Below are 26,109 nucleotides of genomic sequence, written 5' to 3'. Positions count from 1 at the left end.
AATTAATATGATACACGATAAAGATTACCTCATAAGAATAGTTAAACAGTTTTCAGAATTCCTTTCGAAAATGATTTTAGGAGGCAAAAATGAAGGCGATCTTACTGAACTCGAACGTGTTTTCGATACCAATATGAGAGATACCTTTAAAATAAGTTTTGAGGAACTTGCTCACAAATCAACCGAAGAAATTCTTGCAATGGTAAGTGAAAAAGACACGGCACATCATATTCCATATTTTGAGCTTCTCGGGCACCTGTTCTATTTCAAAAACAAAGAAAATCCCAACCCTGAATTCGCCGCGAAAGCAAAGACTTTCTATGAAACTTATCTGCAAAAAAGCGGAATCTTTTCAATGCCGATTGTTTCAAGAATAAACGAATTGAAGACTTAACTGTAACAAATTCATAAAATAACCGTCTTATTCTTTAAAATTTCCTATGAAAAAAACGGCGGTCTTTTTGCTGAGTTTTGTGTCTTTTGTAGCTTTTTCCCAGAAGAAATGGTCGCTTCAGGAGTGTGTAAACTACGCGGTGGAAAATAATCTGCAGGTGATACAGAATACATTAAATACCAAAACGCAGGATAATTCGCTGCAAATTGCTAAGCGACAATATCTGCCTTCCGTGTCAGGTAACATCAATAATAACGCATCATTCGGGCAGGGTCGCGATGTTTTCGGAAATACCAACCGAAACGATAACTTCAGCAACAGCGCAAGTGTAGGCGCCGATATTCTGGTTTACAACAACGGAAGACTCGAAAAAAATATCAGAAAAACTGAATTCGAAGTCGAAGCCAGTAAATTTGATCTCGAAAGGATTAAAAACGACATTTCTCTGCAGATTGCACAGCAGTATTTATCGGTTTTACTCAACCGGGAAATAACCAAAATTTCTGAAAGTGCCTTAGAAAACGCTGACCGACTTTACAAAAGAGCCAAAATTACCACCGAAGTGGGAACTACACCACAAACGGTTCTTGCCGAAGCCGAAGCAGCACTGGCAAGAGAAAAGCAGAATGTAAAAACCGCGGAAATCAACACCAACAGAAGTCTTTTTGCTTTGGCAATGCTTCTTCAATTGCCTGATTACAAAAACTTTGATATTCAGGAAGTTCCGGTAAACGGAATGCTTGATGCGCCACTTTTTACCGCTGAAAACATTATAGCTAAAGCCTATGAAAACCAACCGCAGGTGAAAGCTGCCGAAAGCAGAATAAAATCGGCCGAAGCGCAAACTGAAGTGACCAAAACCGCGTTCTGGCCAACCGTTATCGCAAACGCAGGACTCGGAAGTTCATATTTTTACCTCATCAGCCCGGCAAAAGACCTTAACGGAAATTCAATTCAGCAGTCACAGTTTTTTACACAGTACAAAGATAATTTCGGGCAACAACTTGGTTTGTCGGCTAATATTCCTATTTTCAATAAAGGAATAACGAAACTTCAGGTAGAGCAGTCGAAAATTAATGAAGATATTGCCAAGACCACTTTATTGCAGCAAAAGCAGCAGGTTTTGCAGAATGTACAGCAGGCACAGTTTGATGCAGAAAGTAATTACGAAGCATATCTGGCAGCCACCGAAGCAGAGAAAAGCGCGAAGCTGGCTCTGGATTTTGCCGAAAAAAGCTTTGCTGCAGGCCGGTCAACGGTTTACGACCTCAACGGTGCCAGAAATAATTTCGCAAATGCCCAGGGATCTGTTGCCCAGGCGAAATACAATTACCTTTTCAGCATGAAACTGCTTAATTTCTATGCCGGTATTCCGCTGAGTTTATAATTTAGCAAGTACTGATTTCAGCATGTCGATCACGAATCTCGAAAAATATCTGCCTGAAAATACTTTGCCTTTCCTGAAAACCTGGTTTGGCGAACATTATATTCACATTAAAATCACAAAAGCACGAAATTCCAAATTGGGAGATTACCGGAAAATGCCAGATAAATCGCACCAGATTACGATAAATTCGACATTGCAGCCGCAACTTTTCTTTTTTGTTTTAACCCATGAACTTGCGCATCTCCTGGCTTTTGAAAATTTCGGAAACCGTATTTCGCCGCATGGTTCGGAATGGAAAAACACTTTCAGAACAATGCTTTTAGAAAGCATTTCTATTTATTCTGAAGATTTAAAACCGATCATCCTTAAATTCTCGAAAGCACCGAAAGCCAACTTCATGTCGAGTCCCGATTTGGTAAAATACTTCCACATCGAAAATTACGAAGATGAAACTTCATACATCGAAGATTTAGAAACCGAGGACCGTTTTATTTACCGTAAACAAACTTATATCATAGAAGGTAAACGCAAAAAGAACTATATTTGCCTGAATATCGATAACGGAAAAAGGTATATATTCAAACCTTTAGCAAGAGTAGAAAAATTAAGTTAAGCATGTCTAAATCAAACAATTACTGCGTTATTATGGCAGGAGGAGTCGGCAGCCGGTTCTGGCCAATGAGTACACAGAAATTCCCTAAACAGTTTCAGGATATTTTAGGAACGGGCCGAACAATGATTCAGCAGACCTATGACAGAATCAGCCAGATTGTTCCGAAAGAAAATATCTACGTTATTACCAATAAAGAATATGTTTCGCTGACCGAACAGCAGCTTCCGGAACTGAAACCGCAGAATATCGTGGGCGAACCGATGATGAAAAATACCGCAGCATGTAATATTTATATGGCAAAGAAAATTGCGGCTGAAAATCCCGACGCCAACATGATTGTGCTGCCTGCAGACCATTTGATTCTGAAAGAAACTGCGTTCCTGCAGAAAGTGGAACTGGCTTTCAATTTGGCTTCAAAAAACGATTACCTCATCACGTTAGGAATTACTCCTACCCGACCTGATACGGGTTACGGCTATATTCAGTTCATCGATAAAAAAAATGCAGACCATTTTAAAGTGAAAACTTTCACCGAAAAACCGATTCTGGAAATTGCCAAAAGTTTCCTGGAAAGCGGTGATTTTCTTTGGAATGCCGGAATTTTTATCTGGAACGTAAAATCAATCCTCGCCGCCTTCGATGCGCATCTGGAGGAAATGTCGCAACAGTTTGTGAGTTGCGAATACAATACCGAAGATGAAGTGCGTTGTATTGAAATGATTTATCCCAAAGTAACCAAAATCTCCATCGACAACGGTATTCTTGAAAAAGCAAAGAATGTTTACGTAATTCCTGCAGATTTAGGCTGGAGCGATTTGGGAAGCTGGACTTCGGTTTACGAAAATTACGATAAAGACGAAAACGAAAATACCATGCATCCAAAACATGTACTTTTATATAATGCAAAAGGCAATATCGTTCAGTTCAAAAATAAAAACAAAGCAGCGGTTATCGATGGTTTACAGAATTATATTGTGGTAGATACCGATAAAGCACTTCTAATTTGTCCTCGGGAAAACGACCAGCTCATTAAAGACTACATCCAAGACCTGAAGAACGTTAGAAAAGGTGACAAATTTTTATAAGGTCGTACAAACAAAAAATTCTTTCATTAATGTGAAAGAATTTTTTGTTTTATCGCTATTCAATTTTATCGATAACCTGCTGAATATTAATTTCATGAAGGCAAGCCCAATCGCCACGGTAACATTTTTTGTCACCAAAGACTGAACACGGCCTGCAGGTAAGATCTTTTATATGAACCACATCATTTTCGCTCTGTCCGTAGCCAAGAAAACCCGCGTGAGGATGTGTAGATCCCCAAACTGAAATGCATCGCGTACCTACCAAACTTGCTAAATGCATATTTGCAGAATCCATCGAAATCATGATCTCAAGACGTGCGATTTTCGACAGTTCTTCCTTTAAACTGAGTTTACCGGCAACATTTTCAGCGTTTGGTATTTGTGAAACCCAGTTGTCGAGGGTTTCTACCTCATGTTTTCCTCCGCCAAAAAAGTATATTCTGTATTTTTCTGAAAGATGTTTTGCCAGTTCGAATGACTTTTCAAGGGGCAGCATTTTTCCTTCATGCTGTGCGAAAGGAGCGAAACCGATTCCATTTTTTTGTAATGAAACTGTCCTATATTGATGGGATAATTCAACTGAAAACCCTAAATCCCGAAAGACATCAGCATATCTTTCGGTAGTTTTTTTCAGCGGTTTTTTTTCCAAATTCCAGATATCAGTGAGATGCTCTTTTTCATCTTTTCCTTTACTGATGACGGCTACACGATATTTTTTGCGACTAAAAATTCGGTTGAGTATTTTTGTCCGAATAACATCGTGTAAATCAGCAATATAATGAGGATTAAATTCTATGATGAGTTCTTTGGCAAGTTTCCGCAAACCTAAAAATCCTTTGTAATCATCAATATTTACTCCTTTAAAAATAAGATTAGGAACACCTTCAAACAAATCGCTGAAGTTTTTCCGCGTTACAAAAACAATCTGCACGTCGGGATTCTGCTCCAGAAATTCAGTCACAACCGGCACTGTCATCGCTACATCGCCAAAAGCTGAAAAACGGTATGCTAAAATGGTAATCACTTCTTAAGTTGATAGGCAACGGCGTAAAACTTAATTTGCTTGGTCATGGCCATCAAGCCGTTGGCACGCGAAGGCGAAAGAAATTCCTGCAGCCCAATTTCCGAAATAAAGTCAAAATCGGAATCCAGTATTTCCTGGGTTGTATGCCCGCTGTAAATAGAAACCAGCAACGAAACAATTCCTTTAGGCAGAATACCGTCGGAATCGGCTTCGAAAAACAGTTTACCGTCCCGGAACTCAGCATCAATCCAGACTTTAGACTGGCAGCCCTTAATTAAGTTGGCATCCGTTTTCTTGTCCTCAGAAAGTCCTTTTAGTTCTTTTCCAAGGTCAATAATATATTCGTATTTCTGTTCCCAATCTTCAAGAAATGCAAATTCTTCGATTAATTCCTGCTGTTTTTCTTTGATGGTCATCTTAAAATTTCTGTTTGTGCAAAGATAAGAATTTAGCTTTTAGGAGTTCTGGATTCAATTTTACCGAAAAGCCCAAGTAATCTGTTTTCTTCATTTTCCCAGCAAAGTTGTGAGGCCGCATGATCTAAAGCGTCTTTATAAGAATGTTTCCCATTATTAAGAACCAACTGAATTTTTTGTGCAAGTTCGTTGTAATCCCGGATTTTTTCACCCGCTTTAAAATGGTCTGCAACTTTCCTCATCTCCGGAAAATCTGACACCACCACGGGAATCCTCGCCTGAATATAATCTGATATTTTATTGGGCATTGAGAAATAGTAACTCAACCCGTTATTTTCTTCGATACTTACTCCTAAATCTGCTTTTTGGGTGATTTCGCGGAGTTTTTCCGGCAGAATTTTACCAATAAATTTCACTTTATCATCCAAACCTAAATTTTTAGTCAATTCCTGAAATTCCTTCTTTTTAGGTCCGTCACCGGCAATCCAGAGTTCTGCATTTTCAATTTTATGCATTTCCGGAATCAACTTATCCAGGCCTCGGGATGGATTGATTACCCCTTGATAAATAATTACTTTTGGTGAATTAACTATAGAATAATCTTGTGGATTTCCGGATTTCAGGGGGAAATTTTGCACTACAACAGGTCTTTCAATTCCGTAGGTCTTATGAAACCAGTCTGCGTAACTTTCACTGGCCGTCATCATAAATTTCAGTTTGGGTGCAATAAAAGACTCCAATGATCGCCAGATATTTTGGGTAAAGCGGCCGTTGACCGAGGGCATTTCGGTAAAAATCTCGTGGCTGTCGTACACCAAAGGTAAATTCAGCTTTTTTGAAACCATATAATTGGGCAGTAAGGTATCCAAATCATTCGAAAGGAGAATAGTGTGCTGATCAGCTTTCTTCAGCAGTTCTTTATAAAGTTTCCATTGAAATTCCACATAAGCATACCGCAGAATTTTGGATTTTAATATAATTCTGGAAACCGGATAGTCGCGTTTCAGATCAGGCAAACCACCCCAGTTATTCCCGATAAGTTCGATAGAAAATCCATTTTCGGATAATGTTCTGCATACCTTTTCAACACGTTGGTCTGTAGATAAATTATTAAAAACGCTTACCAGAACTTTCATGAGAGAAATTTAGTCTTTTTTTACCAGATGATACCCCTGAATAATGCACAGAATGGCATTCGGAATAATAATAGGCCACAGATAATTACTGTAAATCCCATATATCACAAAGAAAATACATCCGATGAGATTTATGATTCTGATTTTCTTGATGTCTTTCAGCACAAAACTCAATACAACGAAGAAAGAAGCGGCGTAGCCGATATAGTTGGTAATTTCCGGACTCATAGTTAAAAAATTTAGGGAGACAAACGTAGTCATTTTCAGCCGAATGGTAAAATATATCCTGCCATAAAGTCATTATTTAATTTTGGTAAAGTATTTGTAACTTTGATATGGCATAAAAGATTCGTTGCAGTCTTCATGCTTAAATAATGAATCAAAAATATGGATCATAAATTTTCAAACGGTTTGGATCAGGTGTTCCAACAAAGTAAAAAAGAGGCAAGACGTCTGCAAAGTGAGTTTCTTAATACAGAACATTTCCTTTTGGGAATGATTAAGACAGAGAACTCTGCAAAGGATATCCTGCAAAATCTGGGTGCAGATTTAACGCAAATTAGAAGAAAAATCGAAACCATGTCGGTGTCGGGACTTAATCCGTTTTCGGCAGAAAGCGATAAGATTTCTTTTACAAAAATGGCCGATCAGGCAGTAAAACGGTCAGAACTCGAATGCAGACAGTATCAGGGTTCAGAAATTAATACCGTTCATCTGCTTTTAGGTATACTTTATAAGTCGGATGACCCTTCAACTAATATTTTAGGCTCTTATGACATTGATTATGAAAGAGTAACCAAAGAGTATCAGACCATGCTTAAAAACTCCGGACAGGATCCGAAAATGAGCGCTTACGACGATGACGAAGAGCGAGAAGAATTCGGGCAGATGCGTAAACCTACCGGAAACATCGGCACGGGGAAAAGCAAAACGCCGACCTTGGATAATTTCGGACGTGATTTAACTTCGCTTGCCAGAGACGGTAAACTCGACCCTGTGATCGGGCGTGAAAAAGAAATTGAAAGAGTTTCGCAAATCCTTTCAAGAAGAAAGAAAAATAATCCGCTTTTAATCGGCGAACCTGGTGTTGGTAAATCTGCCATCGCCGAAGGTTTGGCTTTAAGAATTCAACAGAAAAAAGTATCGCGTGTACTTTATGGCAAGAGAGTGATTACACTTGATCTGGCAAGTTTGGTTGCCGGAACAAAATACCGTGGACAGTTCGAAGAAAGAATGAAAGCCATCATGACTGAGCTTGAAAAAAACCGCGACGTCATTCTTTTCATCGACGAGCTGCATACCATCGTAGGCGCGGGAAGTTCCACCGGAAGTTTAGATGCCTCCAATATGTTTAAACCTGCTTTGGCAAGGGGAGAAATTCAATGCATCGGAGCAACGACTTTAGATGAATACCGACAGTATATCGAAAAAGACGGGGCTTTAGAACGCCGTTTCCAGAAAGTAATGGTAGAACCTACTACGGTAGAAGAAACCATTCAGATATTGAATCAGGTGAAAGACAAATACGAAGATCACCATAACGTTACCTATACAGACGAAGCAATTCTGGCGTGTGTAAACCTTACTTCACGATATATTACCGATCGTTTCCTTCCCGACAAAGCAATTGATGCGATGGACGAAGCCGGATCAAGAGTGTACATCAAAAACATGAAGGTTCCTACGGAAATCATTGAGTACGAGAAGAAAATCGAAGAGATTAAAGATCTGAAACAGAAAGCGGTAAAAGCTCAGGATTATCTAGAAGCAAGAAAACTTAAAGATGAGGAAGAACGCCTGCAGATTGAACTGAATATTGCTCAGGAAGCTTGGGACAAAGATGTGAAGGAGAAAAAAGAAGTCGTTACCGAAGAAAGCGTTGCCGAAGTGGTATCCATGATGAGTGGAATTCCTGTAACCAAAGTCGGTAAAAATGAACTCGACAAACTTTCTCATATGGATGAAATGATGAATGGCAAAGTGATTGGCCAGGAAGATGCAGTGAAAAAAGTGGTGAAAGCTATCCAAAGAAACCGCGCCGGACTGAAAGATCCTAACCGCCCGATTGGCACATTTATTTTCTTGGGAACAACAGGTGTGGGTAAAACCGAGCTTGCCAAAGTAATGGCCCGCGAACTTTTCGATTCTGATGAAGCCTTGATCCGTATCGATATGAGTGAGTATATGGAGAAATTCGCAGTTTCGAGACTGGTTGGTGCGCCTCCGGGATATGTAGGTTATGAAGAAGGCGGACAACTTACCGAAGCAGTTCGCAGAAAACCTTACGCAGTGGTACTTTTAGACGAAATTGAAAAAGCACACCCCGATGTATTCAACATTTTGCTGCAGATTCTGGATGAAGGTTTTGTGACCGATTCTTTAGGAAGAAAAATAGATTTCAGAAATACAATTATCATTCTGACTTCAAATATCGGAACCAGAGATCTTAAAGATTTCGGTGACGGCGTAGGATTCGGAACTTCTGCTAAAAAATCGACCAGCGATGCAAGAGCAAGAAGCACGATTGAAAATGCCCTGAAAAAGGCGTTTGCTCCGGAATTCCTGAACAGAATCGATGATATCGTAATCTTTAACTCTCTTGAAAAAGAACATATCAATAAGATTATTGATCTGGAACTGTCTAAACTTTACAAACGTCTGGAAAAACTGAACTATCATGTAGAGCTTTCTCAGGATGCAAAGGATTTCATCGCCGAAAAAGGTTGGGACAAAGATTTCGGTGCGAGACCACTGAAACGTGCCATCCAGAAATATATCGAAGACTTGTTGGCCGAAATGCTTGTCAACAAACAGCTTTCAGAAGGCGAAACCATCATGCTGAAGGTGAATGAAGAGAAAGACGGTTTGGTCGCAGAAACGCCAAAAAAGAAACAGAGCGCAAAGTAAAAGTGTTCAAATAAATAAACCCCTGTCAAATGATTGACAGGGGTTTATTAATCGGTTTATTTAAAGTTCAAATCCAATATAGCTGATGCTTTAAATTATTTCTTTTTCGTTTTTACTTTTTCAACTTCTTCTTTAATGAAAGGATATTTCAGTTTCATATCTTCGAGAAGATTGGGATCCAGATCTAAAGCTACATCCAGGGCTTTTCTGCCTTCTTTCTGGTTATTCATGTGGAAATAGCAGTTGCTCAACTGATAATAAATTTCAGCACGGTTGTGGAGCTTCGTAGCTTGATTTAAAACTGTAATTGCTTCTTCAAATTCACCGATGAGCATTAAAACTTCTGAATAAGCGTACCAGTTATAAAACCGGTTAGGCTCGAAATCTACCAACTTTTTCAAGCAAACCAAACTTTCCTCAAACCGTCCGGAGTCGATATATAAAAACGCCAGCCTTTTTTGATAATCCAGATTGTTATCATTCATCGAAACGGCTTCTTTGGCAAAGTGCAGCGCTTCTTTCATACTGCCCATTTCTTCGTAGATATACGATTGCTCCATCATCGAAAGATAGAACTGCGGATCATCTCTTAAAGATTTCTGGAAAGCATTCAATGCTAAAACCGGCTGCTTGTTTTCTTTATAACACAACCCTATTTTATAGTAAGTAAAGGATTTGGTGTATTCCAGTTCCAGCATTTCTTCATACACTTCCACCGCTTTCAGCCACTCGCCCATCGCTTCATAACACGCCGCTTTATTGGCATATACTCCGACAGCCTGTGGATTTATCGCGAGAAGATAATCGAACCCACGGATGGCTTCGTCATAATTTTTGCGGTTAAAATAAAACTGTCCGTATTCGTACCAGGCGGTTTCAGAAAAAGCAAACTCATTCAGATATCCGTTAAGAAACTCAATCGCTTCATCACTTCTGCTCAGCTGATTATAGCAAAACATTACATTTTCGAGCGAATATTCGTCCTGTTGGTCATACTTTAATGCCAGTTTGTAATGTTTCAGCGCGTTGAATGGATCTTCCAGATTTACATATTCATCCGCGATGAAGTTATGAAGGAAATTTTCTTCTTCCTCCAATTCCAGCGCCCTTTCACAAAAAGTGATTGCGCGTCTGGGGTTTCCCAGATTCGAATAGTATTTAGCACAGCACACCAGAAAATCGGTGCTTTCCATGGAAGCTTCCTGAAGCTCCTGCATCAGTTCCTTGGCCTGTGTATAATTTTCAAGTTCAAGTAAAACCTCAAACTTTTTAATTTTCAGTTCTAATGAGTTCGGATGAAGTTTCAGCGCATAATTGGTCGCCATCTCCGCAAAGGAAATATCGCCCATTTCAAGATAGTAAATGATGATGTCTTCGTACTCTTCGGTTTCGAAGTACAACTCATCATTGTTTTCTACCATTTCTTCGAACTTTCTAATGAGTTCGTTTTCAAAAAATTCTTCCAATTTATATTCTCAGTGTTATTTCCAAAAATTTGAAGCATGCTTACAAACTTCGGAAAAACGTTTTATTAAAAATCTAATTTAATAAAAAGATGATCTTAAATCAAACTTTTTATTTTTATAATCATTTGGTCTCCCAAACTGTCGGCTTCTTCCTGAGAAAAAGCTTCGGTGTAAATCCTGATAATGGGCTCTGTATTGGACTTTCTTAAATGCACCCAATTTTTCTCAAAATCAATTTTCACACCGTCAACGGTGGAAACCTCTTCATTTTGATATTCGTTTTCCATTTTAGTTAAAAGTGAATCCACATCAATATCCGGTGTAAGTTCAATTTTCTTTTTCCCCATGAAATAGCTCGGATATGTAGCTCGTAGTTCAGAAACTGTTTTGTTTTCTTTAGCCAGATGCGTTAAAAATAATGCCACCCCTACCAGTGAATCTCTTCCGTAATGAAGATCCGGATAAATGATTCCGCCGTTTCCTTCGCCGCCGATTACAGCGTTTTTTTCTTTCATTAAAGTTACCACATTAACCTCTCCCACTGCACTTGCGAAATACTCGGAATCATGCTTTAAAGCAACATCTCTCAATGCGCGGCTTGAAGAAAGGTTCGATATAGCTACTCCTTTTTTATTCTTCAGAAGGTAATCAGCCACCCCAACTAAGGTATATTCTTCGCCAAAAAGTTCGCCATTTTCGTCAACCAGCGCAAGTCGGTCCACATCCGGATCTACAACGATTCCTAAATCTGCTTTTTCTTTCTTCACCAGTTCGCAAATGTCGCCCAAATGCTCCTTCAAAGGTTCCGGATTGTGAGGAAAATGACCGTTAGGTTCGCAGTAAAGTTTGATAACTTCGCAGCCTAAATGCTCCAAAAGTTGTGGAATCGCAATTCCGCCGGTTGAATTTACCGCATCTACAACGATTTTATATTTTTTGGCTTTAATGGCTTCGGCGTCCACCATCGGTAAATCCAGAATCTTCTGAATATGAATCGCAAAACCATCGTCTCTGGTTTCATATTTTCCCAAATCATCTACCTCAGCATAATTGAATTCCTCACTTTCAGCTAAGGCCAAAACTTCAGCACCGTTTTCTCCGTTGATGAATTCGCCTTTTTCGTTCAACAATTTCAGTGCGTTCCACTGTTTTGGGTTGTGAGACGCGGTCAGGATAATTCCACCGTCGGCATTCAGTTCAGGAACCATCACCTCCACTGTTGGCGTTGTAGAAAGTCCCAGATCGATAACGTGGATCCCAAGTCCCTGCAAAGTTGCGGTAACCAAAGAATTTACCATTGCTCCGGAAAGACGGGCATCACGGCCAACAACAAGGGTTAAGTCTTTCTTATTTTTATTGTTTTGAAGCCAGGTTCCGAATGCGGAAGTGAATTTTACCACATCAAGCGGCGTAAGGTTTTCATCTACTTTTCCGCCGATTGTACCGCGGATTCCTGATATACTTTTGATTAATGCCATTGCATGATTGATTTTAAAACGGTTGATTTAAACTGAGGCAAAATTACGAATAAAAAATCTACATAAAGTGAATAGATTATGAACAGCAATCTGAATCGCAGCCAGGTTTCCCCTTTTTGAATTTGTTGGGTGAAAAGGTTTTTTTCAAAATCTTAAAGATGGAGTAAGCGGCAAAAATAACAATTACCGCGACGAGCAAATATTGCAGAATTAAAGCGTTTTCCATTATTTAAGTAACTGATAGGTTATAAATGAAGCAAGATAAGCAAACCCCGACATTCCGAAAAGCTGGATGAGGGTCCATTTCAATGATTTAGTTTCTCTGTAAACCACTGCCAAAGTCGAAGCACACTGCATCGCGAACGCATAAAATATCAAAATTGAAATTCCTGTAGCAAAACTGAAGACTTTTTCGCCGTTGGGTTTTGTATCATTCCGCATTTTATCGATAATTCTCTCTTCCGGGGCTTCTTCATCCAAACTGTAGAGTGTTGAAAGTGTTCCTACAAAAACTTCGCGGGCTACAAAACTCGTCAACACTCCAACGCCCATTTTCCAGTCATATCCTAACGGCGCAATAGCAGGCTCTATAAATTTACCCGCTTTCGCAAGATAAGAATGCTCCAGTTTCACATCGGTGGCAACCATATCATTTTCATTCTGTTTTGGACCAAGATAACTGAACGCCCAAATGATGATACTGAAGAAAAAGATAATTTTACCAGCTCCGGTTATAAAATCCCAGACTTTACCCAACATCAGTTTAAAATCGTATCCGAAAAGCGGCATTTTATACGAAGGCAGATCCATCACAAGGAACGATTTTGTTTTGTTTCTGATTACCGTTTTAAGTAAAAGTGCAGCAGAAAGCGCGGCAAAAAAACCAAGGAAATACATTCCCATCAGTACCAACGCTTTATAACTTATTCCGAGAAAATACTGATCCGGAATGACCAAAGAAATAATGATACTGTAAACCGGAAGTCTTGCCGAACACGTCATAAAAGGCGTAACAAGAATGGTGATGAGTCTTTCCTTAACATTCTCGATATTCCGGGTCGACATTACCGCCGGGATGGCACATGCAGTACCTGAAACCAAAGGCACAATACTTTTGCCGTTGAGTCCGAAAGGTTTCAGAAACCGGTCCATTAAGAAGATTACCCTTGCCATATAGCCTGAGTCTTCGAGTAGATACAGGAAATATAAAAGAATCCCGATTTGAGGGGCAAACATTGCAATTCCGCCGATTCCCGGGATAATTCCATTCGAAATCAGTGAATTGATTGGTCCCTGCGGAAGATGTTCTGCAGTGAAAGATGACAGCCAGAAGAACGCATCGGAAATCCAGTTCATCGGATATTCTGCCAGGAAAAATACACTCTGGAATATCAGCAGCAGAATCATTGCAAAAACCACATAACCCCAGAATTGATGAACCAGTATTTTATCTAATTTTTCGGTCAGCAGTTCTTTGAAGTTAGCTTTTTTCGACAAAACCTTAGTAATAATCTTGTCGATATTCTGGTAACGCCTGATGGTTTCCTGAGTCTGCAAACGTTTGGGAACCAGGCATTTTATTTCATCCTGATTGATCTGGTCATTTACAGATTCCAGTTTGCCAAGATAGGTATCGGATGCAAGCAGCGTCCATACTTTATACTGGTTGCTTTCTTTTGTTTCGGCTAATATTTTAAAGACAAGCCCTTTCTGCTCCAGCGGAATTTCGAAAGAAACAGTTTCAGATTTGGTGAAATTATTTCTGAAAATTGCTTCGCGTAGTTCGTCGATTCCCAGATTCTGTTTGGCATTGGTGCGCAAAACCTGCACATTCAGTTCTTTCGAAAGTTCTTCGAGATTGATGTTGATTCCTCTCCGTTCTGCCTGGTCGATTTGATTTACAACGAGTAAAACAGGAATTCCCAAATCCTGAATTTGCTGAAAAAGAAGCAAACCTCTTTTCATACTTAACGCTTCCAGAAGATAAACAACGCCCGAATAATTTTGCTGTTCCTCAACTAAAAATTTGGAAAAAATAGCCTCATCTTCAGAAGTTGGGTACACACTGTATGAACCCGGCAAGTCGATTACCTCTACCTCTTCGCCTTTGTACTCGTACTTTCCGGAATGGCTGGCTACAGTAACTCCGGCATAATTTCCTGTTTTCTGGTTCTTGTTGCAGAGCAGGTTAAATACGGTTGATTTACCTACGTTGGGATTTCCTACGAGGAGGATCTGTTTATTGTTTAAGATTTTCTGCATTTCTACTTCGCCTTAATTTCCGGAGAAAATGATTTGAAATTTAAGTTAACGGCTGCACGACAATGAACCGCGCTTCTTCTTCACGGAGGGCAATTCTGCTTTTTTCATCACCAAATTCCACGTAAAGCGGCCCGCTGAACGGTGCCTGATAAAGGATTTTAAAAGCGGTATCCGGCAGAAGACCCATTTCGATAATTTTATTTGGCATCTGAAGGTCATCATTTTCATAACCTACAATTTTTCCGAATTTGTTTTTCGGGAAACAGCATAATTTGTCTGAACGATCTCTTTTCAACACTAAAAATTTATACCGCAAAGATAGGTTATTTAAATTAAATCTAAATAAGGTTTTGTGAGGAAAATCGTAAAAAAAAACCCTGAAACACAATTATGTTCCAGGGTTGACAAAAATATAATTTAGCGTATGAATGAACTATTTTTTCCCTTTCGCAGGTGGAGCAGGAATTTCTATCGGGTTATTGTTGGCACCATAGAAATCTTTCAGCATTTTTTCCTGCTGTTTCACCATATCTCCTATTGTAGTGTCGCTTCCGGGCATTTTCTGCGATAACATTTCAGGTTTCAGCAACGGTCTTGTAGAAGCAAACGGATCTTTCTTAAAGTCATTAAAGGTTTTATCGAATTTTTCGCGGGATACTTCCTGAACTCTTCCACCGTTTCCGCCCGGAGAAATTGATTCCAGATAGGTAACTTCGTTAAAGTTTTCAACTTTTTTGTTCCCCTTAAGTTCCCAGGAATAATTTTGTCCTTCGTCTTCAATTTTTACGATAAGTCCCGGCAGACCATTAAATTTATAAGGCCCGTCCTGAAGTGGAATATCTGAACTGAACCACGCATTCCATTTTCTGCCGCCAAATTCAGTAGTTGCCTTCTGCGCATTGTAACTCCCGATTTTTGCTTTCTCGCTCAGGATTTTCCAGTTAAATTTTGTATCGTCATTATATCCGATATTCATCGGGGTAAAACCGCTGGAAATTCTTTCCACGTACTGCACTTTCATGTCGGGATAAAATTTATATACTTTCTCTGAAAATTTCGGCATCGTCACCATCTTCGAAAGATCTTTGAAAACACCTGATTTTTGCATCGCATCTACCTGGATTTTAAGAACCGAATCCTGGGCAATCATGGTATAGTCGCGGTAGATTGATTTTTCTTTTGTAATGTCCAGAACCATCATTACTTTTTCCGTTCTTGCAGAATCTTTCTTTGGCTTGTAATTCAGTTCATAGAAGAATCTGTTCGCAGTTTCCTGCGCATTCACGGCAAAAAAGAAGGTCAATAAAAAAAGGCTGGCAAATTTTTTCATATTTCGATTTTAATAATTAGTGTATGGAAGGTTTCATTTGTTACAAAATTTTAAGAATAAATTATATTTTTTTGTGACTGGTATTCAACGATTTCGGCTTAATTTTATTTCACAAAACAAATTATTATGGAAACTTTGCCGAATCTTAAAACTGAATTTCTGCAGGAATATGAAACCACCAAAAAGTTCATTGAAAACTTTCCCGAAGGTAAAAACGATTATGCGCCACACGAAAAAAGCATGAAAATGATGCCGCTCGCCACGCATATTGTGGAAATTGTAGGCTGGCCGGAAATTATGCTGAACACCGAAAAACTCGACTTCGCAGCAGGTGACTACAAACCGCTGCATTTTACAAGCCGCGAAGAGCTGAAAGCAAAACTGGACGAATTCTACGCTAAAAGCCAGAACGCACTGAGCCAACTTTCTGAAGATGGGCTGAACGGAAAATGGGCAATGTATATGGGCGACCAGTTATTGGCAGATTTTACAAAATACAGCGCCATTCGCCATGCACTGAACCAGCTTACGCACCACAGAGCGCAATTGGGTGTATATTACCGATTGAATGAAATTCCTGTTCCGGGAAGTTACGGCCCAAGCGCCGACGAACAGAACTTTTAGTTTTAATGTTTAAATAAATGAGGAATACCGTTCTGCTGGTGCAGAGCGGTATTTTTCTTTATGGAACCCTCTCGATTCTATTGTAATTTTTTGCCATTTCTTCCTTGGCATTTTGCTCCATCGCGCGCAGAATCTCTGCAGTATCCGAAATTTCTTTGCCGCCCACATTGATTTTTACCTTGGAATTGGCACGGGAAAAGAGTTCGCGCATGCCCTGAACGGGATCGTTCTCGAACTGTTTAAGCTGTTTTACATACTGCTGCCAGTTTACATCGATGGGTTTCTTTTTGGTGAACGGAATATCTTTTCCGTGGCGCAGAAAGCATCAAACCAACAAATAAAAATCAAGCTGCAAATTTTTAATGATTTAAATGGTACTATTTAAAGTTGAATTTCACCGTAAACATCACCTGGCTTGGGCGGATTCTGATGGAGTTTACCGTGGTTAACAGAAACTGCGGATCGTAAGTAATTCTTTCAAAAACGTTGGTATTGGCAATATTTAGCCATTTGATCTCGAAATCGATTTTCTTTTTTGCCCACGTGTACTGGTAAGAGAGGTCGTAAAAAGCATTGTTAAAACTCTGGTTTCTGGATTTGGTATTGATTTCGTCCCAGAAGAATCCAATTGTATGGTTTTCCAGCGGATAAATGTAGGCCGCCAGATTGTGATTCCAGCCCGAAGTTTTGTTCTCGGTATTCTGGCTTGCATTCTTTTGCGTTGCCCAGTTCAGCGTGGCAGTATAATCTAAGCTCAACCATGAAAAATAGGTGTTGTTGAATTTAACGCCCATATTCTGGCGGTTGATTTTATACTCCTGAAGTTGGTTGAAAAATGAAAACGATTTAGAATCAGCATTTGAAAAACTTACCGAAGCATTGGTTTTAAACTTCGGAAAATACTTTCCTATTTCTGCGCTTTCTGTTTGGGTCTCCGATGTATTTTCAAGCGCCAGCAAGGTCAAAGAAGAGTTGAATCCGTCACCTGAAAACTTCTCAATTAAATTCCTTTTGTTCACCGAATAACCGTAACGCACATTGAAAAACAGGTTATTCAGTGGGTTACGGTATTCCAGTCTTGACCCGAGGTTGCTGTTTCTGTATTCCGGCATAATCATCGGGCTTTCGTAACTGTATCTTTGGGTAATCCCTAAAGGGGAGGTAAGCATTTTACCTTCGTAAAGAAAACCGAAATTCCCGAAATCGTTGTTCTGGCTGGCAAAAGCCCATATCTTGAAGAACGAAGCAAAATCAAGACTGGCGAATAAACTTGGCTCCAGCACAGATTTAGTGGTATGAAGGCTGTTGTTGCGCAGATTGTCTCGGTACGTGATGTCGTAAAAATTAAAAGGAAGATTCAGGCTTAAATTAAAACTATTCGATTTGAAATTAACACCCAATTGCGTGTATGGCTGAATTTCGTTCCATTCGGTATCATTCTGAAAACTTTGCCCCAATCCGATATAATTCATCCCGTTAGAACCGGTTAAAAGTGATTCTAAGTTATTGAAATTCAAATTAAGACCCATTTCCGGCGTGAAAGTCCATTTTTTATAACTGAAACCTACCGACGCAGAATGATTAGCGGTAAAGGTCTCCGAAGAAGCATTTTGTCTCAACTTTTCAAACTGATTTGCTTCCGGAAAATTCCCGTTCGCATTCACATAACTTGCCGGTAAAATATCCATTGCCTGGCGGTCTTTTTGATAACTCACATAACTCATCACATTGAAAAGCTTTTCTTTCCATGGCAAAATGGTGCTGAGGGAATTCTGAAAAATCCCTGAAGGTGAATCCAGAAACTGGTTTCCGAATTTATTGATTGGGGTACTGCTTCCGCCTACAGGTGGAAGAAAGTTATTGATGGTGGCATTAGTATCATTCCACGAACCGTTCCAGGTAGTGGTATTTTTAAAGAATCCTTTTTTGGCATTCTTCGTGAAAATCAACTCACCTTTACTGGCATTGGTATAAAAATGATTGGCAGATTCTGAAACATAGGTGCCGCCTGAAGGAACAATTGACGAAGCGGGCTCATAAATTTCGGTTTTGCTGTCCGTTCTTTCGATGGCGTTATTGGTATAACTGGCACTGGCTTTCAGTTCCCAATCTTTACTTTTGAATGGTGTGGTTAAAACATTCGCCGAAAAGAAATGCACATTGTTCATTAAATATCTTTTCTCCGGCACATCAGGCACATTTGCGGTTTCCACACGCAGCCAGGATTTTGGTGAAGCCTGTCCCCGCCGTCCTTCCCAACGGTTCCCGAAACTCAAAAGATTCCCTTCATTTTCTACACTTTCTCCGTTGTTATTGGCTTTATAATTCACTACCCACTGGTTTTTCTGCCCGAAAAACATCGGCGTCAGTTTTACATTCCAAAGCAGCGGATCCATTCCTACGCCCACTTCTCCCCGGCCGGTCATCGTGACAGATTTCTTTAAAACTACGTTTAACCCCGCATTTTCAGAAGGAACTTTATCCTGAAGAATTTTCACAGGTTGGTGATTTTCCATCACTTCTACTTTCTGAACGGCATCTTTCGGTAGTGAATTATTCACGGTTCCGTAACCGCCTTCCATTAAATCTTTTCCGTTCACATAAAATTTATTGATCGGCTCGCCCTGATAAAGCACCGAACCATCACCATTGACTTCAATACCCGGAATTTTCTTTAAAACATCGGCTAATGTGCGGTCGGCTTTACTTTCAAACGCTTTCAGATCATAAGAAATGGTATCTCCTTTTTTGGTAATGAGTTTTGTTTTTAATTTTACCTCTTTAATTTCAGTTGCATCAGATTCGAGGCTGAAATTCAGGTTTTGGGTTGTATTTTTAATGGATTTAAGCACAGGCTTTTGGTTGAAAGCCTTGATTTTTAGATCCACATTCGGTTCGGGTGAAGTAAAAGTAACTTTATATTCCCCTTTCGAATTTGAAATGGAGAAAGCCATAATCGCATCTTTCCCCTGCTCTTCAATGGTTACACTTGCGCTGGGAACGGGTTGACCATCGGAATCTGTAATTCTTCCGGACACAGTGGTTTGAGCAAAACCTATAACAGAAAATAAAAAAGTAAGCAAAAGCGAAGCGTAAAATTTCATGGATTTTTTTTTTTGATTAGTGTACTTTACAATCAGATTGTTACATCCGAAGCAACGCTTACAGTATGTTTCGGGTTTTGAGTCTGTTTCAGGATTAGATAAAAACAATCAAAATTTGCAGATTTGCGCATTCTTTTTTCCTAATTTTGCTCATTAATATTTACTTAATATGGGATTACATTTAACGCCTATTGATGTTGTAGAGGATATTACACAGCAAGAATTCCGCAAAAAATATTTAATTCCCCGCAAGCCCGTTGTTATCCGGAATATGGCCAAAAACTGGCCGGCCTACCAGAAATGGACGATGGAATATATGAAGGAAACTGTTGGGGATGTGGAAGTTCCGCTCTATGATTCCTCAAAAGCTGATCCTGCAGCTCCAATCAACGCTTCTGCAGCGAAAATGAAATTTGGCGATTATATTGATCTGATCCAGCGCGAACCGACTGATTTAAGGATTTTCCTTTTCGATCCCATTAAATCTGCGCCCAAACTTCTGGAAGATTATCTTTCACCTAAAGAACTTATGGGCGGTTTTCTGGATAAATACCCGAATATGTTTTTCGGCGGTAAAGGTTCGGTAACTTTCCTGCATTATGATATTGATATGGCGCATATTTTCCACACGCATTTCAACGGCAGAAAACATATTCTGCTTTTTGATTACAAATGGAAAGACCGGCTTTATAAAATTCCGTATGCGACATATGCCCTTGAAGATTACGATATTTCAAACCCTGATTTTGAAAAATTCCCGGCTTTGGATGGTGTGGAAGGCATTGAGTGTTTCCTGGAACACGGCGACACCCTTTTTATGCCGACCGGGTGGTGGCATTGGATGAAATACCTCGACGGAAGTTTTTCGATCTCACTCAGAGCCTGGGATAAATCATGGGCAGTGAAAGCGCATTCGCTTTGGAATTTAACCGTTCAGCGGAATTTTGATAATTTTATGAAGGCGAAATTCAGAAAAAGATACATGGACTGGAAAGAGAAAAAAGCCGTTGAAAGAGCCAATTATGCCCTGAAAAAAGGATTACCAAGATAATTTTAAAAGATATTGTGAAGAAAAAACCCTTTCAACTTCAAATTTGAAAGGGTTTTTAATTTCGAAATCGTTTAGAGAATCCTATAAATTGGATATAGATTTACGCTGCCTTCATAATACTCTGAATGCCTGTAAATCCATTCCAGCTGGGCTTGTCCGTCTTTTGCAAAATCAGGATTTGAAATTTTTTCGAACTCAAAAGCTGTTTTTAGAACCTGATCATTTCTGAGCAGTTCGGCCGCTGTATCTTCAAAAACATAATCTGAAAAGTACTCTTTCTGCCCCAAAATGGCATCAAAGAAATTCCAGTTATAGAAAGAATCGGTCGCTTCCGGCTCCAGAGTTTCCAGTAGATATTTTACACCTGCCTGTTTCGTTGAAACCAACAGATCGCCTTTTCTGAAGTTCACGTTTTTAAATTCAGATTTGGTTGTGGTGTCGTAATGCAGATAATGTCCTTCGTACGGGTTTTTTACGGTTTTGAAATCTGTGATCCTGTAAACTTCAACACTTATTGTAGAATCCTTAGCGATTTCCTTCATTGCGATATTGTTTCTTTTCAGGTATTCGATTACTTTATTTTCAGATTTGGGAATCACATAATAATTGGGAACTCTGATTTCTTTGGTCGGTACATATTCATTAAAGAATTTTACTTTTCGCGTGAAAGGTTTGTTTCTGTCGTAAAAAAGTCTTGGCTTTCCGGAGACTTCGCTGGTTTTTTTTCCGGCTTCATATCCTTTAAAATCAATGAGTTGAAATTTCTTATCGTTGAGTTTCCACTGGATCGGATATTGTGTTCCTGGCTTCACACTGTTTAAGTTTTCAGCCATCAGTTTCTGAATTTCCCTTGTATTTTTTCTTGTGTAATTAATGGCGCTCACCATATATTCATAAGTGGCGCGAACCCTTTCCGGATAGGGCTTCAGCATATGGGTTTCGGCAACGGTTCCCAAAGTGTTAAAAAGCGTGGTATAACCAGTAGCGTAGCGAGGTGAATCCATAAATGATGGGAAACCTTCATCTGGAGAATCACCGTGGATATTCACGTAAGGCGTTGTGAGAATTCCCTTTTTTTCGATATTTTCCAGAATTTCAGGCTGCATTTTTTCATTGAAGTAGTTGCCCAGTTTACTGCCTAAACGTTCCTTGTTGGTAGAAATATAGGTGAAAAGATATTGGTAATCTGCTCCGTTACTCACATGATTGTCGATGAAAAAGATTGGCTTAAAATGCTGGAAAATCAGCTGAAAGGTCTTGGCATTTTCGGTATCATTTTTAATGAAATCGCGGTTCAGGTCATAGTTTCTGGCATTTCCGCGGAAGCCGTATTCTTCCGGTCCGTTTTGGTTGGCACGGCTGTATTTTCCTCTTCGCAACATTCCGGAAATATTATAGGATTGGATTGCGGCGATTTTAAGGTTTTTAGCAGAAACTTTTCCGGTGGCCAGATCGCGCATCAGCATCATTGTGGCGTCAATTCCATCGGGTTCTCCGGGATGAATTCCGTTGTTGATAAGGATTACTGGTGTATTTTTATTTTTAGAATCATCAAAAACCACTACTTTTATCGGTTCGCCGTTATCATCTTTCCCGAAATTCTCTACGGTTATACTTTCAAAATTTTGATCGAGATTCTCATAATATTTCACCATTTCTTCATAAGTGGTGGTTTGGTTTCCGTTGCCCTTTTCGTAAGGGGTTTTGAAATCTTGAGCGAAAAGCAGATTAGAAGAGAATAGAATGATGAGTAATTTGAACTTCATTATTAAAATTTTTAACGAAAGTAAATAAAAAATTCCTGAAAAAATCAGGAATACACAATCTACATTATCGGAATTAGTAAAGGGAATTAACCCACTCAACCTTTTCTTTCATCGTTCTTTGATTTATCTTCTTCAAATAAATAGTCTTATACTAAAAAAATTCCCGTCGAAACAGGAATTTTGTTGTTATAAAATATTGGATAATATGCGAAAAAACGCGCCCCGACTTGAACGAAGCTCTTTTTTCTTAAAAAGAAAAAAAGCGGGAGTGGAAGGCGGAAAAAGGCGCCCAAATCTTTTTAATCATTCAGTTTCAGTACCGCCATAAATGCCGATTGCGGAACCTCAACTCTACCAATCTGTTTCATCTTTTTCTTTCCTTCTTTCTGCTTTTCAAGAAGTTTACGCTTTCTGGAGATATCACCACCGTAACATTTCGCTGTAACGTCTTTTCTTAAAGCTTTGATGGTTTCCCTAGCGATTACTTTCGCTCCTAAAGCCGCCTGTACCGCGATATCAAACTGCTGTCTCGGAATCAGTTCCCGGAGTTTTTCACACATTCTTTTTCCGATGTAATACGCATTGGAATCGTGAATCAGGGAAGAAAGTGCATCGACCATATCACCGTTGATGAGAATATCCATCTTCACCAATTTCGATGGTCGGAAACCGATCGGATGATAATCGAAAGACGCATAACCTTTTGAAATAGATTTCAAACGGTCGTAAAAATCGAAAACCACCTCTGCCAACGGCATGTTGAAAACAAGTTCTACACGCTCTGAAGTCAAATAACTTTGGTTAACGATTTCGCCACGTTTTTCAATACATAAAGTCATCACAGGACCCACGAAATCTGATTTGGTAATGATTGAAGCTTTGATGTAAGGTTCTTCCACACGGTCCAGCAAAACCGGATCTGTCATTTCCGACGGGTTGTTGATGAGTATCATTTTGTCCGGATCCTTTTTGGAATAACCGTGGTAAGAAACGTTGGGAACCGTGGTGATCACGTCCATATTAAATTCCCTGTCGAGTCTTTCCTGTACGATTTCCATGTGAAGCATGCCGAGGAATCCGCAACGGAACCCAAAACCAAGCGCGGCAGAACTTTCCGGTTCGAAAACCAAAGAAGCGTCATTCAGTCTCAGTTTTTCCAGTGAAAATCTCAGTTCTTCGAAATCTTCAGCTTCAATTGGGTAAATACCGGCAAAAACCATAGGTTTTACTTCTTCGAAACCCTCAATCGGTGCCTCAGCTCCGTTTTCGAAAGTGGTGATGGTATCTCCCACTTTTACTTCGCGGGCATCTTTAATCCCGGAAATAATATAGCCTACATCGCCGGTAAGAATTTCTTTCTTTGGCTGCTGTTTCAATTTCAATGTTCCCACTTCATCGGCTTCGTACATTTTCCCGGTCGCCATGAATTTAATTCGCTGGCCTTTTTTAATGCTTCCATTTACGACTTTGAAATAGGCTTCAATTCCGCGGAACGGGTTGTACACAGAGTCGAAAACTAATGCCTGCAAAGGCGCTTCAGGATCCCCAACCGGAGCTGGAATTCTTTTGACAATCTGCTCCAGAAGATCGTGAACACCTTCGCCGGTTTTTCCTGAAACGCGTAAAACGTCTTCGTATTCGCAGCCGATCAGGTTCATAATCTCGTCGGTAACTTCTTCAGGATTTGCTGAAGGCAAGTCGATTTTATTAAGGATTGGAATGATGGTTAAATCGTTTTCCAAAGCCAGGTAAAGGTTGCTTATCGTTTGTGCCTGAACACTTTGCGCGGCATCTACAATTAGAAGCGCACCTTCGCAGGCAGCAATAGAGCGGGAAACTTCGTAAGAAAAATCTACGTGCCCCGGCGTGTCGATAAGATTCAGTACATATTTTTCACCGTTGAGTTCGTAATCCATCTGGATGGCGTGGGATTTAATGGTAATCCCGCGTTCTTTTTCCAGATCCATATCATCCAGGGTTTGGGACTGCAGTTCTCTTTGAGTTACCGTATTGGTATACTCCAAAAGCCTGTCTGCCAGCGTTGACTTACCATGGTCGATATGTGCAATAATGCAAAAGTTTCGTATGTTTTTCATTGATTATTCAGATAGTGGGCAAATTTAGTGTTTTTTCCCGGAATTTTTCTTACTATTTCGAGTTGGATTTCGCGATAGGGATAGCAGCGTAAACCCCGCAACAGCGTTGGGATTGCTGTGGCGTGAGGAGTTGCAGCGAATAGCCCGACCCGGGAACGGCTTCAGCGGCGGCGAGGGGATCGCCCAAAAAAAGAACGACCTCTGCAAAATAATTTGTAGAGGTCGCTCAAACATTAAAAAAATAAACTATTATGGTCGCCTGCTCTGCGGGCTGTTGGAGCGCCCGTCTTGTTTTTTGTCTAATATCTTGCTGCGCATTTTACCTTCTGTCTGGTACATTTGCAAAACCTGCTGTGGTTTAAGAACCTTCATGAATTTTTGCGCGTATATTTTTCTGTTGTCTAAAAGCTGCTGCCCAATATCGAAACTTTCATTGAGCTGTCTTTTTGCTTCTTCATCACTCATATTTTCGTAGTCTTCGCTGGGCTTAAACCTGCTTTTAATACTGTTCTGTTTTTCCTGATACTCCGCATACAGCGTTTTAAATTCCTGCTGATCAGTTTGCGGCACATCCAATTCTGAAACCATCATGTTTTCGCGGAACTGCTTCAAAAGCGACATTTTTTCCTGCGGACTCATTTTCTGGATGACCTCCTTTCGCTGTTCAGGCTTCATATTCTTCCAGTCGTATTTCTGTTCCTGTGCAAAACTGAGTTGTGAGCCAGAGAATACTGCGATGAGTAATAATAAAATCTTTTTCATAGTGGTTTCCTTTTTAATAATACAAATCCAGATAAATGTCCTGCTCGGTATTTTTTCCTAAATCTGCCAGTTCTGCCGACGTAAACCCAGCCAGAATTTGATCTACCTGAACTTCAGGATTTAGTGTCTTTGTCTTATTCTGAACTTCTGCGCTTGTTTCTGCTTTGGTAGAAACTGCAAATTGCTCTTTGTTTCCTTTTTGATTAACTGATGCAGCAGAAGTTAAATCGTTTTCTAAAATTTTATAGGCAACTGTCGCTTCATTTTGTACTTGAGTTTGTGGCGATGTATTGACAGCCGGCGCGTTCACTGCTAATACCTGATTTTCAGTTACTGCTGTGTTTTCTTCACCACCCTGATTCACAAAGAATGTAATCCCGAAAATCATCGCGACTGCCGCAGCTGCAGCGTAAGCCCAATTCATCTTAAAAACCCTGGCCGGCTTCTGATGAACAGTTTCCTGCAACACTTTGGCCTGAATATCCTCAAAAAAATGATCGGGTGCAGTGTAAATATTTTTACGTTCTAATTTCTCAATATCCAAATTTTTCATTCTCGAAAAAAATTTATTCTGTATAATTTGACTTTATATAATCTTCTACTTTCTGTTTCGCGTAATGGTAATTTGTTTTTAAAGTACCTACCGACATATCCAGAATTTTTGAGATTTCCTCGTAAGGTAAATCTTCATAATATCTCATATTGAATACGAGCTTCTGCTTTTCCGGCAGCGAATGGATTGCTTTCTGCAGTAAAACCTGAATCTCGTCGGCTTCTGCAGATACGTTATCTGCTACCAGATTCTGAAGAAGATATTCTGCATCTTCATCCAATTTCTGCATCTTTTTCATTTTGTTAAGCTGCTGCAGTGATTCGTTGGTAGCAATCCGGTAGAGCCAGGTGTAAAGTTGGCTGTCCTGCTTAAATTGGTGAAAATTTTGGTACGCTTTTATAAAAGTTTCCTGCAAAACATCCTGTGACAGATCATGATCTACAATAATTCTTCTGATATGCCAATACAACCTACTCTGATAAGCATCCATCATCAGGCGGACTCCTTTTTCACGGGATTTCTCGCCAGACATCAGCCGGATAATTTCTTCTTCCTTAATCTTCATTGAGATGCTTTCGGTGTTTTGATGGTAAATTTAGCTAAAAGTTAAATAAGTATTTCAATTTTCAGTCCAAAGCAAAATATTTATATTTGT

23 protein-coding genes are annotated in these 26,109 nt (G+C 39.7%); 7 read left to right on the top strand and 16 right to left on the bottom strand.

Annotated features, from left to right (window positions below; translation table 11 throughout):
* Positions 1 to 7: 7 nt before the first annotated feature.
* Genes OK344_RS05740 through OK344_RS05725 form a run of 4 tightly spaced genes read left to right on the top strand, consistent with a single transcriptional unit; the run spans position 8 to position 3,479 of the window.
* The gene (locus OK344_RS05740; RefSeq protein ID WP_265143880.1) at positions 8 to 394 is read left to right on the top strand and encodes a hypothetical protein; all 387 of its coding nucleotides are present in this window, start codon (positions 8 to 10) and stop codon (positions 392 to 394) included.
* A gap of 46 nt (positions 395 to 440) precedes the next feature.
* Positions 441 to 1,781, top strand: coding sequence for a TolC family protein (locus OK344_RS05735; protein WP_265143879.1), 1,341 nt, complete (start codon positions 441 to 443; stop codon positions 1,779 to 1,781).
* A 22-nt stretch (positions 1,782 to 1,803) separates the two neighbouring features.
* Positions 1,804 to 2,394, top strand: coding sequence for a SprT-like domain-containing protein (locus OK344_RS05730; protein WP_265143878.1), 591 nt, complete (start codon positions 1,804 to 1,806; stop codon positions 2,392 to 2,394).
* A gap of 2 nt (positions 2,395 to 2,396) precedes the next feature.
* On the top strand, positions 2,397 to 3,479 hold the full coding sequence (locus OK344_RS05725; protein ID WP_265143877.1) for a mannose-1-phosphate guanylyltransferase: 1,083 nt from the start codon (positions 2,397 to 2,399) through the stop codon (positions 3,477 to 3,479).
* A gap of 55 nt (positions 3,480 to 3,534) precedes the next feature.
* Here the strand turns inward: OK344_RS05725 and OK344_RS05720 are convergent, their stop codons facing one another.
* Genes OK344_RS05720 through OK344_RS05705 form a run of 4 tightly spaced genes read right to left on the bottom strand, consistent with a single transcriptional unit; the run spans position 3,535 to position 6,283 of the window.
* Complete coding sequence (locus tag OK344_RS05720; RefSeq protein WP_265144112.1) at positions 3,535 to 4,500, bottom strand: glycosyltransferase family 9 protein; 966 nt, start codon at positions 4,498 to 4,500, stop codon at positions 3,535 to 3,537.
* Positions 4,500 to 4,919, bottom strand: a complete 420-nt coding sequence (locus OK344_RS05715; RefSeq protein WP_088468414.1) for a SufE family protein — start codon at positions 4,917 to 4,919, stop codon at positions 4,500 to 4,502. The genes OK344_RS05720 and OK344_RS05715 overlap by 1 nt, the downstream gene beginning before the upstream one ends.
* 32 nt (positions 4,920 to 4,951) lie before the next feature.
* On the bottom strand, positions 4,952 to 6,055 hold the full coding sequence (locus OK344_RS05710; protein WP_265143876.1) for a glycosyltransferase family 4 protein: 1,104 nt from the start codon (positions 6,053 to 6,055) through the stop codon (positions 4,952 to 4,954).
* A gap of 9 nt (positions 6,056 to 6,064) precedes the next feature.
* Positions 6,065 to 6,283, bottom strand: a complete 219-nt coding sequence (locus OK344_RS05705) for a uroporphyrinogen decarboxylase (protein WP_265143875.1) — start codon at positions 6,281 to 6,283, stop codon at positions 6,065 to 6,067.
* Between the two features lie 159 nt (positions 6,284 to 6,442).
* Here OK344_RS05705 and OK344_RS05700 point away from each other — a divergent pair, with 159 nt between their 5' ends.
* Positions 6,443 to 8,962 (top strand): ATP-dependent Clp protease ATP-binding subunit, encoded by a 2,520-nt coding sequence (locus OK344_RS05700; protein ID WP_265143874.1) that lies wholly within the window; start codon positions 6,443 to 6,445, stop codon positions 8,960 to 8,962.
* Positions 8,963 to 9,057: 95 nt separating this feature from the next.
* On the opposite strand, the gene OK344_RS05695 is transcribed toward OK344_RS05700, so the two are convergent.
* The 5 genes from OK344_RS05695 to OK344_RS05675 form a co-directional block, all read right to left on the bottom strand.
* Complete coding sequence (locus OK344_RS05695) at positions 9,058 to 10,428, bottom strand: tetratricopeptide repeat protein (RefSeq protein WP_265143873.1); 1,371 nt, start codon at positions 10,426 to 10,428, stop codon at positions 9,058 to 9,060.
* Positions 10,429 to 10,523: 95 nt separating this feature from the next.
* Positions 10,524 to 11,906 (bottom strand): phosphoglucosamine mutase, encoded by a 1,383-nt coding sequence (gene glmM, locus OK344_RS05690; RefSeq protein ID WP_265143872.1) that lies wholly within the window; start codon positions 11,904 to 11,906, stop codon positions 10,524 to 10,526.
* Between the two features lie 225 nt (positions 11,907 to 12,131).
* A complete protein-coding gene (gene feoB, locus OK344_RS05685; RefSeq protein ID WP_265143871.1) occupies positions 12,132 to 14,168 on the bottom strand; it encodes a ferrous iron transport protein B in 2,037 nt (678 codons plus the stop codon).
* Positions 14,169 to 14,208: 40 nt separating this feature from the next.
* Positions 14,209 to 14,463 carry a FeoA family protein gene (locus OK344_RS05680; protein WP_265144111.1) on the bottom strand — a complete coding sequence of 85 codons (255 nt, stop codon included), beginning with the start codon at positions 14,461 to 14,463 and terminating at the stop codon, positions 14,209 to 14,211.
* Positions 14,464 to 14,601: 138 nt separating this feature from the next.
* Positions 14,602 to 15,498: a GLPGLI family protein gene (locus OK344_RS05675; RefSeq protein ID WP_265143870.1), complete on the bottom strand. Its 897-nt coding sequence runs from the start codon at positions 15,496 to 15,498 to the stop codon at positions 14,602 to 14,604.
* 126 nt (positions 15,499 to 15,624) lie between these two features.
* Here OK344_RS05675 and OK344_RS05670 point away from each other — a divergent pair, with 126 nt between their 5' ends.
* Entirely contained in the window at positions 15,625 to 16,122 is a 498-nt protein-coding gene (locus OK344_RS05670) for a DinB family protein (RefSeq protein WP_265143869.1), read from the top strand.
* A gap of 58 nt (positions 16,123 to 16,180) precedes the next feature.
* Here OK344_RS05670 and OK344_RS05665 read toward each other — a convergent pair whose 3' ends face one another.
* Both OK344_RS05665 and OK344_RS05660 read right to left on the bottom strand, forming a co-directional pair.
* Complete coding sequence (locus tag OK344_RS05665) at positions 16,181 to 16,333, bottom strand: hypothetical protein (protein ID WP_265143868.1); 153 nt, start codon at positions 16,331 to 16,333, stop codon at positions 16,181 to 16,183.
* 166 nt (positions 16,334 to 16,499) lie between these two features.
* A complete protein-coding gene (locus tag OK344_RS05660; protein WP_265143867.1) occupies positions 16,500 to 19,226 on the bottom strand; it encodes a carboxypeptidase regulatory-like domain-containing protein in 2,727 nt (908 codons plus the stop codon).
* A gap of 169 nt (positions 19,227 to 19,395) precedes the next feature.
* Here OK344_RS05660 and OK344_RS05655 point away from each other — a divergent pair, with 169 nt between their 5' ends.
* Positions 19,396 to 20,277 (top strand): cupin-like domain-containing protein, encoded by an 882-nt coding sequence (locus OK344_RS05655; RefSeq protein ID WP_265143866.1) that lies wholly within the window; start codon positions 19,396 to 19,398, stop codon positions 20,275 to 20,277.
* A 71-nt stretch (positions 20,278 to 20,348) separates the two neighbouring features.
* Here the strand turns inward: OK344_RS05655 and OK344_RS05650 are convergent, their stop codons facing one another.
* The 5 genes from OK344_RS05650 to OK344_RS05630 form a co-directional block, all read right to left on the bottom strand.
* The gene (locus OK344_RS05650; protein WP_265143865.1) at positions 20,349 to 22,043 is read right to left on the bottom strand and encodes a M14 family zinc carboxypeptidase; all 1,695 of its coding nucleotides are present in this window, start codon (positions 22,041 to 22,043) and stop codon (positions 20,349 to 20,351) included.
* 299 nt (positions 22,044 to 22,342) lie between these two features.
* On the bottom strand, positions 22,343 to 24,139 hold the full coding sequence (lepA, locus tag OK344_RS05645; RefSeq protein WP_265143864.1) for a translation elongation factor 4: 1,797 nt from the start codon (positions 24,137 to 24,139) through the stop codon (positions 22,343 to 22,345).
* Positions 24,140 to 24,388: 249 nt separating this feature from the next.
* Positions 24,389 to 24,901 (bottom strand): hypothetical protein, encoded by a 513-nt coding sequence (locus OK344_RS05640; RefSeq protein ID WP_265143863.1) that lies wholly within the window; start codon positions 24,899 to 24,901, stop codon positions 24,389 to 24,391.
* Positions 24,902 to 24,914: 13 nt separating this feature from the next.
* Positions 24,915 to 25,454, bottom strand: coding sequence for a hypothetical protein (locus OK344_RS05635; protein WP_265143862.1), 540 nt, complete (start codon positions 25,452 to 25,454; stop codon positions 24,915 to 24,917).
* A gap of 13 nt (positions 25,455 to 25,467) precedes the next feature.
* Positions 25,468 to 26,019, bottom strand: coding sequence for an RNA polymerase sigma factor (locus OK344_RS05630; RefSeq protein WP_265143861.1), 552 nt, complete (start codon positions 26,017 to 26,019; stop codon positions 25,468 to 25,470).
* Positions 26,020 to 26,109 lie beyond the last annotated feature (90 nt).

The sequence above is a fragment of the Kaistella yananensis genome, assembly GCF_026107505.2.
GTDB classification, from domain to species: Bacteria; Bacteroidota; Bacteroidia; order Flavobacteriales; family Weeksellaceae; genus Kaistella; species Kaistella yananensis.
The sequence above is the reverse complement of the archived record's forward strand: the minus strand, read 5'-3'. Positions and strand labels throughout refer to the sequence as shown.